The 14,423-nt window shown below is 45.8% G+C and carries 6 protein-coding genes and 1 riboswitch; all 6 genes read right to left on the bottom strand.

Annotation, left to right across the window (positions count from 1 at the left end; genetic code table 11):
* Positions 1–18: 18 nt before the first annotated feature.
* Positions 19–4,959, bottom strand: a complete 4,941-nt coding sequence (locus M3221_RS23840) for a lamin tail domain-containing protein (RefSeq protein WP_251274561.1) — start codon at positions 4,957–4,959, stop codon at positions 19–21.
* A 146-nt stretch (positions 4,960–5,105) separates the two neighbouring features.
* Positions 5,106–6,146, bottom strand: coding sequence for a ribonucleotide-diphosphate reductase subunit beta (locus M3221_RS23835; RefSeq protein ID WP_251274560.1), 1,041 nt, complete (start codon positions 6,144–6,146; stop codon positions 5,106–5,108).
* A gap of 12 nt (positions 6,147–6,158) precedes the next feature.
* The gene (locus M3221_RS23830) at positions 6,159–8,384 is read right to left on the bottom strand and encodes a ribonucleoside-diphosphate reductase subunit alpha (protein ID WP_251274559.1); all 2,226 of its coding nucleotides are present in this window, start codon (positions 8,382–8,384) and stop codon (positions 6,159–6,161) included.
* A 141-nt stretch (positions 8,385–8,525) separates the two neighbouring features.
* Positions 8,526–8,695, bottom strand: a riboswitch (cobalamin riboswitch).
* Positions 8,696–8,838: 143 nt separating this feature from the next.
* Positions 8,839–10,083, bottom strand: coding sequence for an S-layer homology domain-containing protein (locus M3221_RS23825; RefSeq protein WP_251274558.1), 1,245 nt, complete (start codon positions 10,081–10,083; stop codon positions 8,839–8,841).
* Between the two features lie 413 nt (positions 10,084–10,496).
* Positions 10,497–11,864, bottom strand: coding sequence for an aspartate kinase (locus M3221_RS23820; RefSeq protein ID WP_251274557.1), 1,368 nt, complete (start codon positions 11,862–11,864; stop codon positions 10,497–10,499).
* A gap of 158 nt (positions 11,865–12,022) precedes the next feature.
* Positions 12,023–14,158: a 5'-nucleotidase C-terminal domain-containing protein gene (locus M3221_RS23815; protein ID WP_251274556.1), complete on the bottom strand. Its 2,136-nt coding sequence runs from the start codon at positions 14,156–14,158 to the stop codon at positions 12,023–12,025.
* Positions 14,159–14,423: the final 265 nt, after the last annotated feature.

The raw sequence follows: 14,423 nt of genomic DNA, 5'->3' as shown, positions 1-14,423 counted from the left end.
AATGCTCCGGCGTTTTGTTTATTTTTCTTTTTTGGCTTTCATCGCATTGTCAGATAAAACGGTAAAAGTGGAGAGCTGGGAAGCTGGCAGAATCCAATATCCATTTTCCTCATAGCCGCCGGCAGGCTCCCATTGTTTCACTGCTCCATTGTAAAAAGCACCGTTTGTTTTACCCGCTTTGACAGCTTTTTTTAATTTCAATTTTATTTCGACTGGAGTGTCCAATGATACAAATGCATGCTCCCCTGCCTTGATTGCTGGATCAAGCACACTGCTGTGTACCTGCCCAGGCGGGAGTGAAACATCTTTTGCCTGAAGCGTATTTAATGAAACAGAGACCGTTTCCTGCCCAGCTGCCTGCAGTTGAAGAAGAACTTTCTCCGGAACAAGCACACCGTTGCCTTCAGCCGTCTGCATAAAAATCGGCTTCGCTGATTGAACAGCGGAATCGATAATGGACAACGGCAGTCTCCATTCAACACTTTCTCCATCTGCAGTTAACGTCCAGTGCTGCTGCCCTTTTTCGATCATCGAATCAGTCACCTCTACAACCGGCAGATTTGATGCCGGCGGCGCTGGCGTGCCACCTTCTTCATTTCCGCTGCCTTGTGAGCCAGTTGTAAACGACCAAATATCCGACTGGGCTTCTCCGCCAAATGAATCTTTTACTTTTACATACCAGCCATGCTCGGTTGAACGTTGCAGGTCTTTCCAGGAGGTTTTTGCTGTTTCACCATCTTTTATGCCGGATTGCGAGCCGATTTTTTGGTCTGTGTACACTTCCGCTTTAAAGGAATCTGTTGCGACCACTTTTTCTTTTGGTGTTAAATCTACGTCAATCGCAAATTCGTCCTTGCCCGGATAGTCGACCGGACTGTAGTAGTTATACTGATCGAGGTAAGGCGAATACGTCTGTAAATAGATTTTGTTTTGGATCGGATTTACTTTCATTAAACGAAGGAAGCCCTGTCCGCCTTCCGGCCCGCCCTGATAGTCGGCCAGCATTTGGTATACACTTCTGTCCGGTGTGCCATCACCGTTATCATCAACTTGATCTACCAGTGTCTCACTGTCGTGATAATGGCCGGATAGAACTGCTACGACATTTTTATTCGGCTTTACCACTTCCTCAAAAACCTTGTCGCCAATCGGGCTGCGGTTGCCTGACACAAGCAAATACTCATGGAAGCTTAAAATCGCTTTTCGATCCGGATGCTCGGCCAGCACTTTGTTCATCCAGGCAATATCTTCATCGTCCACACCCCAGCCCATATAAAGCATAATAAAATCATTGCCGTTCGAGCTGATTAAGTCGTAATGGCCCCGGTTGTCTTTATAGGACTCACCGTAATAATCCTTCCCGGCAAACCTTGCTTCCCCGAAATACTTGCTGTACTCGTTGTAATCGCCTGTTTTATGGCCGACATCGTGATTGCCGGCGAGAACGCCATATGGAACTTTAGCGTTATCAAGTGTTTTCATATACGTATCCGCATGCTCCCATTGATACGGCTGATCCGCTTCATCGACAAGATCACCTGTATGGAACACATACTTTAAGTTCAGCGCTTCTTTTTGCTCTGCAACCCATTTGGTCATGCGGTCAAAAATATGCGGATAGCTTTCGGAATAATATTGCGTATCCGACATCCAAACAAATGAATAATCAAATTCCGGCGTGGAAGCAATCTCGTCCTGTACCATTACCTGCACCTTGCCGTCTTTTACGTAATCAAGCCCTTTTACATGTCCGGTCAGGGTGAAGTTTTGGTCATCTTCCGCTACTTTCCATTCTTCAAGCTCCCATTTGGAAGCAGCATAGTTCCATACATACATGGACACTTTCCGGCCGATTAATGATTTTCCTTCCCAATGAAGTGCAATTTCGTCTGTTTCATCTACTTCTTCATCCACGGCGACTTCAAAGCGGTGGTACGGAAATTTCTCAACAGACTTTGTTTCTACATACTGGCCGTCCGCCTTTGCCATTTTATCCGTATCCGAAACAGCCGATTCACCCGCTGATGCCAGTTCTTTCGGCGGCTCTTGATCCGCATTGTTTTGGAATACACGCACGCCGGCATCATTTGCTGCGTACTCATAGCCGCGGTAAAATTCCACATCGAGTGTATCTTTCGTCGGATCGGTGACTTTTACCTCCAGGCTCGCGTTATTCGCATTTACATTTGTCTGTCCATCTGCAGGCGTCACCGCTTCCGGCGCATATGGCTGCTCTTCCACTACCGTAAAAGCAACCGATTTTTCGGCTTCGTTGCCGGCCCGGTCCACTGCTTTAAATTGAACAGTATGCGCTCCCGGAGACAGCTTCGCTGATGACGTGTCGAGTGGAAGAGAAATTTCTTCGCCATCCAGATGAGCTGTCAATGTTTCCACATCGGAAGCATCCTCTGCTTCTGCATTAATCGTAAATTCTCCTTTATATTCCCGGTTTTCTTCAACTGAAGGAATAATAACAGGAGCGCTGTTATCTACTTGAACTTCTGCACGAGCCGAAGAAGATTCGATGAGATGAGGGCCGTCTTCCACTGCTGTTGTATCCCACTGGTAAGCTTTCGCGGTAAATGCTTCATCTGGCACATCAAAGGTAAAATCTACAGCCGGCTTGGCACTTGCTCCGTCACCGACTGAAATTTCTTTAGCTGCGTCGCTGTAAGCCGGATCATACAGTGTCGTACCGTCTTCAAGCACGAGACGCACATTTTTCACGTAAAAATCATCCCGGTTTTCTTCAGAATTCGTATCAAATGGCGATACCTTTGTGCCCGCACGGATAGACATCGTCGTTCCTTCTCCCTGCTTAAACTGAGAAGGGTCAACCGGCACGGTAATTGTTTCATACGTATTGATCGTATCATCAAAAATATGCAGTGTTTCGTCGCCGATCGTTACACCGTTTTTAAAATACAAATTCACTTTTTTAGCATCAAACGCAAAGTAAGCGTGTGCCGGCAGAGAAGGTTCTGTTTCACCTGTCACATCCCGTCCGTCAACAGACAGCGTGGACTCCTTGCCAAATGATTTGATCACAGCCGTTTTGCTGAGCAGCGAACCATCCTCTACATTCAAGCCTGTTTCTGCGCTTATATCATTTTCAATTTGGATCGTTTTCACATCTGTTTCGATTTCGTTCGTTCCATCGGATGCTTTCACATAATACTGCAGGTTTTCTTTGCCGAGCAGATCAGGTGAATACACGGTTTGGGAAAACAAGCCGGTATCAAAGTTCTCGGTTAAATCGACCGACTTATATTCATCCGTTTCGCTTGTTTTGTAAAACAAGCGCATCGTTTTAACGGATTGATCATCTGCAGCATCAAATGACAGCGTTACATTTTGCCGAGCTGAAATCGGCGCTGTTTCTGTTAAATCTGTTACGACAGGTTCCGTTTCGTCTAATGCTGTTTTCTTTTTTAGCACAGGAACCTGGGCCGCTTCGACAGTACCGGGTGCAGCCGCTTCTTTTCCGGCACTGTATTTGTACATTTCCCTGCTTCCCGCCTCACGCGGGAACGAGTACAAAATACCTTTGTCCGCTACCGTATCATCCACATTCGGCTGATCCAAATAAGCCGCTGTTGAAATGTCGAACCCCGTGTTTGTTGCGATAGAGATGACCCGGGCGCTTCCGTTTGCCATGCCGTCTGCTTGAACTTGGACAATGTTTTTGTTTTCTTCCAAGTTTGTTCCGTAATGAGCATTAAAGTCGGCAACGGTTTTGGATTGATTTGTACTGTTTTTAATCCAATACGTCATCGTTTCCCCGGACGGCAGCACCAGGTCTTCTTTGTCTGCTCTCCAGATCAAATCTCCTTCCGACCCGTCAGCCGGATACCGGTAGCGGATGGTATAGTCTTTTAAATTAATAGGTTTATCCGTATTGTTATATACTTCAATAAATTCATAGCCATCAAGGCCGTCTATGTTCGCTGAATCCGGCATAATCTCGGTTACAAGCAGATCCGGGACAGCCTGAGGATCGTAATCCAGTCCCGCTGCTTGAATAGTAATATCTTCTGTCTGTGCCCTGTTTTGGCCGTCAAACGCTTCAATCCGGTATGTAAAATGGTCTGATAAAAGCTGAGACGCTTCAATAACGGTTTCATACGATCCGTCTTCCCCCGCTGTCATATCCGCTTCAAGCCAGTCACCGCCTGCTAACGGCTGATACAACACTTTCACACTGTCCAGCTTTGTTTCATCTGTGACGGAAGCGCGGATCACGATATCTTGACCGGCTTCAACCGATTCTACAGGCGTATGGGTAATAACCGGCTTTACCGTATCTACTTCGATTGGAGCTTCCGGCCTTTGCCCTTCTATCAGCGTGCCAGGCGTTGCGGGTTCAGAAAAAGTCAAGACATCCATCGTCCTGCCGTCCGCATTTGGCTTAAATTGAATTCCTTTGTTTAATTCCACTTCATTTGGTGTATAAGCGGCGGTTGTTAACAAGTTGCCGGCCGTGTCTGCAACTGACAGGCTTCGCTCGGAGCCATTTGCCATTCCGGCAGATTCTATGTATGTAAACTGTGCATCTGTTAAAGAAGTGCCGAATTCAGCATTAAAGTCCGCTAATGTAAGAGATTCGTTTGCTTTGTTTTCAAGCTTTACCCAAACGACCATCGTTTCGCCAGGTGCAATCTCTTTATCTTCTTTAAATACCCAATCGGCTGTTGTTCCGTCTGGATAGCCGTAAACCAGTTTATAATTCTTTAAACTAAACGGCTGGGTACTGTTATTGTACAGCTCAATAAATTCATAGGCGTCTGATCCGTTCAGGTTGTCACTGTTCGGCAGCAGCTCTGTAATGAGGATGGGTGAAACTGTAACCGCTTGCGCAGAAGGCGTTTCTTCTGCATAAGCAGCAAGTGGCGGCGTCACAAGAGATGAAACAGATAAACTGCTGGCGAGCACAAGGGAATAAAATGGCTTTCTTTTCATGAATGCTGATCCTCCTCTAAATAAACATCTCTTGTCAGTGTAGCGAAAGAATATATGGAGGATATAAATAAAATGTAAAAATCATGTAAAGAAGTTAACAAAAAAGCTTCCGCCCGATTTCTCAGGCAGAAGCTTTTTTTAATCTATTATAGTTCGTCGAACCCGTTATCCTGCACGTTTACTTTTACGTATTGGCGCGAACGCTGTTCAAAGAAATCCGTTTTCCCCAAATCCACATCTTCGTATGCTTTAATCCATTTAAGCGGATTTTTGCGGTAATCTGGATACAGCTTTTCATAGCCAAGCTGTGCGCAGCGCACATTGGCGTAGAAGTAGATGTATGCTTCTACATCTTCTACATCAAGCCCGTCAATTTTATCTCCAATGACTTCACGTGCCCATTCCACTTCAAGCTCAGCCGCTTCTTTGAAAATCGCCTGTACTTTTTCGGCGCGGTCTGGTGTATCCAGCTCCGGATACTCGTTTAAAAGTTCCTGGTAGATTTTCACGAACAAGTCGACGTGAAGCTGTTCGTCACGATTAATATAGTTAATCATTGTACTTGAAGCGACCATTTTCTGGTGGCGCGCCAGGTGATAAAAGAATGCAAAGCCTGAATAGAAAAACAAGCCTTCCAAAATGACATCGTGTACGATTGACTCCAGCATATTTTCCACGGTTGGGTTTTCCGCAAAGGACTGGTAGCCTTTTACGATAAAGTCATTGCGCTTTTCAAGAACCGGCTCACTGCGCCAGTAATCGAATACTTCGTCCTGCTTTGATTTCTGAACAAGGCTGGACAGTACGTAAGAGTAAGAATGGTTATGAATAACCTCCTGCTGCGCCAAAATAATCATCAGCGCCTGCAGGCTTGAATCCGTTAAGTAGTCTGCTACTTTCCCTGCATAATCTGTTTGAATGCTGTCTAAGAGGGCAAGCAGGCCGATAATTTTCAAAAACGCTTCCCGCTCGCTGTCTTCGAGATTCGGAAATTGTTTCACGTCATTGCTCATGTTGATTTCAAACGGAGTCCAGAAATTTCCAAGCATCCGCTTATACTTTGGATACGCCCAGTCAAACTTAACATCATCCCAGTTTAAAACGTTGGATGAACGGCCATTTACAATGGCCGTCGAACGGTTTGGTGCTTCTTTATCCATTAATTTTCGTTTTTCAATAAGTGTCATGGTGTTCTCTCCTTAGCTTGAGCAAGATTCGCACTCAAGTAGTTCCACAGATGTTGAACGAACATAATACGTTGTTTTTAACCCTTGTTTCCAGCCAGCCAGGTGGAGATCAAGCAATTCTTTCGCTTTAATTGTGTTTTGCACGTACAGGTTCAGTGAAACACCCTGGTCAATGTGGCGCTGGCGCGCAGCGTTTTGGCGCAATGTCCAGTGCTGGTCGATAAAGTAAGCGGATTTGTAGAACCATGTTGTTTCCGCGTTTAAATCTGGTACTGTTACAGGAATTTTATAATCTTTCTTTTCCTCAGAGTAGCTCTTTTGGAAAATCGGATCGATACTCGCTGTGCTTCCGGCAATGATCGATGTAGACGAGTTTGGTGCAACGGCCATCAAGTAGCCGTTACGCATACCGTTTTCCCGTACCTCTTTACGAAGTGCTTCCCACTCGTCTCCTTCATAGCCGCGTGCATCAAAATAAGCACCTGTCTGCCAGTCAGATCCTTCAAATAATGGGTAAGCCCCTTTTTCTTTTGCCAGTTCCATAGACGCTTGAATCGTCAGACGGGCAATTGTTCCGTACAGCTCATCTGCATACTGAACAGCTTCGTCTGATTCCCAGCGAATGTTTTTCAGCGCCAGCAGGTGATGCCAGCCGAATGTGCCAAGGCCGATGCCGCGGTAACGGCTGTTTGTCCGTTCTGCCTGCGGTACTGGAATCATGTTTAAATCAATAACGTTATCCAGCATGCGCACCTGTACGCGAATCAAGCGCTCCAATACATCTGCCGGCACTGCTTTACCAAGGTTGATAGAAGACAAATTACATACAACAAAGTCACCCGGCTTTTTGCGCGTTACAATCACATCGTCTTCAAGCTGAATAGATTGGAATTCTGTTGCACTCATATTTTGGAATATTTCGGTACACAGATTACTAGAATAAACCATTCCTTCATGCTTGTTTGGGTTGCGGCGGTTTACTTCATCACGATAGAACATAAACGGCACGCCTGTTTCAAGCTGCGAGCGCATAATGCGTTTCATAATGTCGATCGCCTGTACCGTTTCACGGGAAAGCTGCTCGTTTTGTACGCACTGCTCATATTTTTCACGGAATGAGCCTTTGCCGCGCGACTCATCATAGAAGTCTTCAAGCGAGAAGCCCATAACTGTGCGAACTTCATGCGGATCAAACAAGTGCCACTCTTCACGCGCATCTACTTTTTCCATAAACAAGTCTGGAAGACATACGCCTGTGAAAATATCATGCGCACGAAGACGCTCGTCACCGTTGTTTAATTTCAAATCAAGGAAAGCAAAAACGTCTTTGTGCCAAACATCTAGGTAGACCGCTATCGCACCCTGGCGCTGGCCAAGCTGGTCAACGCTGACCGCTGTGTTGTTCAACTGCTTAATCCATGGAAGAACACCGCTTGATGCGCCTTTGAATCCACGGATAGAAGAACCGCGGCTGCGTACTTTACCCATGTAAACGCCGATTCCGCCGCCGTATTTAGATAATGTCGCAACGTCTGTGTTGCTGTCGTAAATGCCCTGCAGGCTGTCATCCACTGTATCGATAAAGCAGCTTGAAAGCTGTCCGTACGGTTTACCCGCATTTGATAGTGTTGGTGTTGCTACGGTCATGTACAAGTTGCTCATTGCCCAATAAGATTCGGCAATTTTCGCCAGACGGTTCTCTGTTTCATTTTTCATAAGCGTCATGGCAATCGTCAGCCAGCGTTCCTGTGGAAGCTCAACTGGTGTTTTATCAAAATCACGAACCACATAGCGGTCCATCAGCATCTTAAGTCCAATGTATGTAAACAGCTGGTCGCGTTCTGGTTGAATAAGCTTACCGATTTCCTCAAGCTCTTCTTTTGTATAAGCTTCGATCAGACGGTTATCATAAAGTCCTTTTTCCGTTTCGCGGTGAAGATAGTCAGCAAAAGCCGTATAAACGTCTTTGGCTTCTACGCCTCTTTTTGCTGCAATCGCACGGTATGTTTGATGCAGATAAATACGTGCCGCTACAAACGTCCAATATGGCTCTTCTTCATCCATAAAGCTGAGCGCTTCAAGCGTCATAGCTTTCGACCAGGCATCCATATCCGCATCCGGGCGCTTTGCCGTCCAGCGCTCGCTTGCGCGGAGAAGCGGTCCAATTTTTTCTTCGCCGAATTCAGTTGTCAGCGTATGTAAAAGTTGATCAATGCCTGAAGCAGTAGTTATGGTCATGAAGTATGTCCTCCTTTTAATATGAGCAAAATAAAAAGAGCGATCGCTCAAGTTTTTTCGACTGAGTCCGCGCTCTGGGTGGGTAAACGTGAAAAATGGCAGAGTTACGCCATCTTCACCTCTCAGCCCCCGAAGAAAGTGGTGCTTACAGAAAAACAGGCAGGTTTCCTGGCTCGTGCGTCCTCCTCCTGCCGCCTTCCCGCTTTCGCAGTGGCCCGGCATTCGTCTGCACTTACAGTTGCGGGGACAGCTCCGGCATCCAACCGGATTCCCTTTACACCATTACTGGTACCTATTTTCCATCGCATACTATATATTGTGTTTGTTCACGTTGTAAATACTAGCATATTGTATCCTAGATGTACAGTTAAAAAAACGGCTCGAAATGTTCTGTATTCTTGATCTATTCGTGCAAAAGAAAAGAACTGCCGCCGCCTGGCAGTTCTTTCAGCTGTTATGGCTGCTTGCTGCTCCACACATTAAAAATGGTCATGGCAAATTGTTCACGGGTAATGCCTGCTTCTGGAAGAAATCTAGCAGCGGCACCGCCGGTCATCAGGCCGTTTGCGTAAACAGCATCAATTTCATTCTTTGCCCAGTGAGAAGCCGGAACGTCTGTGAAAGCGGCGGATGCACCTGCTTTCAGATTCAATGCTTTTGTTAATATACGTGCTAACTGGGCCCGTGTAAGCGGCTGATTCGGATTGAATTTCGGCGCTTTCGCAAAAACGCCCGCTTCAGTAAGCTGTGCAATCGCGCTGTAAGATTTCATGTGCGCAGAAACATCTGAAAACCCTGGATTCGGTGCCGCTTCCGTTTTGCCAAGAATACGCGCTAAAATAATCGCGGCTTCCGCCCTGGTAATCTGGCTTTTAGGTGCAAACGTACCATCCGCATTTCCTTTAATAATACCATTCTCGGCCAGTTTCATAATCGCCAGGCGTGCCTGGGAGCCGACAGCGGCAATATCAGAAAATGGGTCCGAGTCCGCTGCTCCCTTCCAAACTGCAAAAAATTGATTGGCAATCAGCTGATAGCCGGCTGTATTCGGATGAATATCGCTCGGGTTTGGCAAATACTCTTCACCGAACTGGGCAGAGGCATCAACAAACGTTGCGGATTGTTTTTGAGCGGTCGTTTTTAATTGCGTATTAAAAAGTGTAAAAAATTCTTTTAAGTGATCTTTTTGCTGTCCTTCTTCCATACGTGGAAACGGAAAATAATAGCCTGTCACATACACATCGACCGTTGGATTCAATACTTTAATTTGCTGAATACCGGCTGTGAGATTTCGGTCCACCTGCGCGACTGCTTCTAACAGCTTAATGGGATCTGTATTTCCGGCAAGCGCTAATTGAAGCAGATCATTGGCACCTGTTGAGATCGTAATCAGTTCTGCCTGCCGAACCGCTTCCTGTACATCCGTTAAAGAGAGCTTCGCTAAAAACTGGGCGCTCGTTTCACCGGAAACGGCAAATTCTTTCGTAAAAGAAGAGAGGACGCCTTCTTCCTTCAGCTCCGCTGCAATTAAATCGGTGTAGCTCGTTCCAACCGGCACTTTATAAGGCGTTTGGCCGGCCGCAATAGAATCACCGAAAGCGACATAGTCTATTTTCGAAACAGCTGCGTCTGCTGGCGGCACAAGAAAAATGCCCATGCCCAATACACCGGCTGAAAGGGCTGATATGTATTTTTTCACTTTTTTTCCTCCCGCACTCGTTTTATCCATTTTACCATGTGAAGAAGTAATACGTGCGAACTTCTTAGAAAAAATGAGGAAATGTGGTATAATGAAAACGTTGTTTCAACATGCTTTAAATGGGTATAGTAATGTAATGAACATTTGAGAACGGAGATGACAGAAATGAATTTAAAAAAGCTGATCAAGTACGGTGCTATTATCGCTCCAATCGTTTACCCGAAAGTAAAAAACCGCCTAGGAACAAACAATTTGCGTAAATCATACAGTGATTCCCATAGAACACGTATGTCTGGCAAAAGCATTCTTGATAAACTTTAATCCGTCATAAAAAAGATCCTGCATAGGGTCTTTTTTTCATGTAGACAAGCTAAAAAACCCGCCAGCAGCTGGCGGGTTTTTAAATATTTCTTTTATTGAAGAACTGCACTCTTGCTGAAAAACTCTTTGTACAGCTCACGCAATACATTATTTGTATCTTTTTCTTGAATACCAAACACAAGGCTGACTTCCGAAGAACCCTGGTTGATCATTTCAATGTTTGCGCCAACGCGGGAAATGGCCGATGTGGCACGTGCAGAAAGTCCAAGTGTATTATGCATACCTTCTCCGACAAGCACAATCATCGCAAAGCCATGCTCCACATTTGCTTTATCTACATGCAGTTCATTGCGGAAACGAGCTAAAATGCGCTCTTCTTTTTCTGGTGTAAGCTGGTGGCTTCTTACAATAACCGACAAATCATCAATGCCAGATGGCGTATGCTCATATGATACACCTTCTTCTTCTAAAATTTGAAGGAGACGGCGGCCAAATCCGATTTCACGGTTCATCAAATACTTGCTTACGTACAAAGTAGAAAATCCAGTGTCTGCCGCAATCCCAATAACCGGATTTTTCGTGTATTCACGCTCTGCTACAATCATTGTCCCCGGTGCGGATGGGTTGTTTGTATTTTTAATGCAAACAGGCACCGAATGCTGGAATGCAGGCATAAGGGCTTCATCATGGAAAACAGAGAAGCCGGCATATGACAACTCGCGCATTTCCCGGTATGTCATCCGTTTGATTTCAGCCGGATTGTCCACAACATTCGGGTTCGCTGCAAAAACGGAATCAACATCTGTAAAGTTTTCATATAGCTCCGCTTTTAGAGCAGCGGCTAAAATTGAACCGGTAATATCCGAACCGCCGCGGGCGAATGTCATCATCACGCCTTCTTTTGTATAACCGAAAAAGCCTGGGAATACGACAATCTTTCCGTTTTCACGAAGCTTTTCTAAGTTTTCATAAGCTTCTGGAAGCGCACGTGCGCGGCCCGGCTCATCACTTACAATTAAGCCCGCTTCTTTCGGATTTACATACTCCGCATCTAATCCGATGCTTGTAAAATACGCAGCAATTAATTTTGCATTATTATCTTCTCCGCTTGCTTTCAGCTGATCCATGAAAAGCGGCGGGTTATCGCGGTTTTCTGTTAAACGGCCGCGCAAATCTTCTTCAATAATATAAACAATCGTATCATCAAGACCGAGCCCTTGAGCGATGTCTGCATAACGGTCAACAACGGCTTTTAGTTCCGCTTCCGCATCCTGCTTTTGCAAAGAGGCATTCGCAAGCGCAATCAGCAGGTCCGTTACTTTCGTATCTTCGCTGAAACGTTTACCGGGTGCCGATACAACAACCGCCTTTCGCTTCGGTTCATCTTTTACGATAGATGCTACTTTTTTAATTTGTTCTGCACTGGCAACGGATGTGCCGCCAAATTTACATACGATCATGTCTGCCACTCCTTGCTGGTTTGCATTCCTTGACGAAAATGCGCTTTATCCAAAGAATTATACCACCGTTCATACGAAAAAAGAAGAAATAATCAGAATTTCGTTGCGAAAACGGGAAAAATGCCCGGGCTCACAAGCTGCCCGGGCATGTTCTTCCCTTATTGAGCTGAATTTGTATCGGTAATACGTCCTTCAACCGCTGCGTTAACCGACGGATTCGCTTTTAAATAATCGGTAAAGGTTTCCCAGTCTACGTTGCCTGGCTCACTCACGCGGCCTTCGTCGTACGCTGTTTTAAACATTGAAAAGTTATCGCCGCCTTTTGCGGTAAAGGTGTTTGTTGCTACAGCATATGTTTTCGCTTCATCCAGCGGAACAAATGTGCCGCCTTCGTTCACTTCTACCGATGTTACACGGGAACCTGCCGCTTTGGAGGAGTCATACGTAAACTTCAAGCCGGACACCTGCAGGAATGCGCCGTTTTGTTCTGGCGCTAGGCTGACGCTGTGTTCAAGCGCGGCTTTGATTTCTGCTCCTGTTAAGTCCATGATAGCGAGCGCGTTGCCAAACGGCATTACGGTAAGCACTTCTTCCATTGTAATGTCTCCGGCATCGATCGATGCACGGATTCCTCCGCCGTTTTGAAGCGCAATGACGGTATCTGAATCAATCGTCTTGGCTTTTGCAAGCATGGCATCCGTCATGAGGTTGCCAAGATTGGTTTCCTTCGTGCGCACATTCGCCCGCTCGCCATCTAAAGCGGCTGCAGCTGAACCCACTACCTGGGCTTTTACTTTCTCAATCTCCGGTGTATAAGCGGACGCCAGCCGGTTTTTCACTTCTTCGTTTTCTTCAAACACATAAGTGCCGTCTTCATTTTTCTGATCGACTTCAATCAGTTCGCCGGCGTACCCCGTGATAGCTCCCTCTTCATCAAAGATCACATCAAGTGTACCGACAAACTTGTTATACTCATTGGCCTGTACAATAACGGTCGGCTCTGCTCCTGTTTCATCAATATACGGCTCGCTCAGCTTGTCATGCGTATGGCCGCCGACAATCACATCAATGCCTTCCACTTCTTTTGCGAGCGTGACATCATTATCACCGCCGCCATCCCGGAAGCCAATATGGGACAGGGCTACAACTTTGTCCACTCCTTCTGCTTCAAAGGACGCTACCGCTTTTTTCGCTTCTTGAATATAGTTTTCAAACACAACATCGTCGCCAGGAGATGAAATCGTTTGTGTTTCTGCTGTTGTCAAGCCGAAAATGCCGACTTTCTCGCCGTCTACTTCTTTAATAATGCCATTGTATACCCGTCCGTCCATCGGTTCATCCGTCACCGTTTCGTTCATTAAAGAAGAAAGATTCGCATCCGCCGACGCGTTTACGTTCGCCGATACAAACGGGAATTTCGCATTTTTGATAAAATCAGCCAGCGGCCCTGTACCTAGGTCGAATTCGTGGTTTCCAAAGGTCATGGCATCATAGCCGAGCATGTTCATAAAATCAAGATCAGCCTGCCCTTTGAATTGGTTGAAATAAAGGGTGCCGGAAAACACGTCGCCGGCATCAACGAGTAGAGAAGACGGGTTTTCTTCCCGCAGCGCTTCTACAACCGTTGCTTTACGCGCAACATTGTCAATATGTGCATGTGTATCGTTCGTGTGGATAAGGGAAAGCAGGAATTCTTCCGGCAGCTGAGATCCGCGGTGGAGGAATAACGCCCATTCACCCCGAAGCAGCCTGTCCGCTGCACCAAAAGTTGTATCGGTTTTGCCGAGAGAAAGACCAGATTCTACAAGGGCGTTTACATAAGGGCCAAAGCGTTCATTCACATCCGTAAATGGTGTCTCTGTAACCGTTTCGTCTACTTCAAGCCCGTAAGCATTCGCAAGCCAATAGGAAGCTTCGCCGCGCGTGATGGGTTCAAACGCACCGAATTTACCTTTTGCTTTTCCTGCTGTAACCCCGACCTCTGCCAGCGCATTTACAGCCCATTGACCTCGCTCTGGTACATCGGTAAATCCTGCGTCTTCATATGTATCATCTTCTGTAAAGCCAAGCGCCTTTGCCAATTGAATGGCCGCATCTACGCGTGCAATGGACATAGACGTGCCAAACTTACCTGCAGAATAGCCGGCTGTAATATCGTTTTCTGTTAAAAATTGAACCGCTTCCTCATAATGCGGTGGTACATCTGTAAAAGCAGATGCAGCCGAAATCGAAACAGCGGATACACCAATAGAAGCCACAGACGCTGCCGCAATAAATTTATGTTTGTTTTTCAATGAACCTGCCCCCTTATAAAATAAACACCTTTAATTCAAAGGATAGGTGATCTTTAACCCAAAAACAAGAATATTACAAAAACTTTAACAAATCGTTACATTCCGTTCATAATTCTAAAAAAACCGCCCCGACATCAGGAGGGCACTGAAAAACTTACGTTTTTAAATTCTTACTTGTTTCTCCAACAAAAATAGGCAGATTCCTGTTCAAAATTGAACAGGAATCTGCCTATTTCCTTTTAGGCTTTTTGTTCTTTTTCCTCTT

Source organism: Domibacillus indicus (assembly GCF_023715895.1).
GTDB classification, from domain to species: Bacteria; Bacillota; Bacilli; order Bacillales; family Domibacillaceae; genus Domibacillus; species Domibacillus indicus_A.
The sequence above is the reverse complement of the archived record's forward strand: the minus strand, read 5'-3'. Positions and strand labels throughout refer to the sequence as shown.

Bases quoted from the DNA above. Each gene is read 5' to 3' on its own strand.
- M3221_RS23840 (WP_251274561.1), bottom strand. From the start codon at position 4,959: ATGAAAAGAAAGCCATTTTATTCCCTTGTGCTCGCCAGCAGTTTATCT.
- M3221_RS23835 (WP_251274560.1), bottom strand. From the start codon at position 6,146: ATGACACTTATTGAAAAACGAAAATTAATGGATAAAGAAGCACCAAAC.
- M3221_RS23820 (WP_251274557.1), bottom strand. From the start codon at position 11,864: ATGATCGTATGTAAATTTGGCGGCACATCCGTTGCCAGTGCAGAACAA.
- M3221_RS23830 (WP_251274559.1), bottom strand. From the start codon at position 8,384: ATGACCATAACTACTGCTTCAGGCATTGATCAACTTTTACATACGCTG.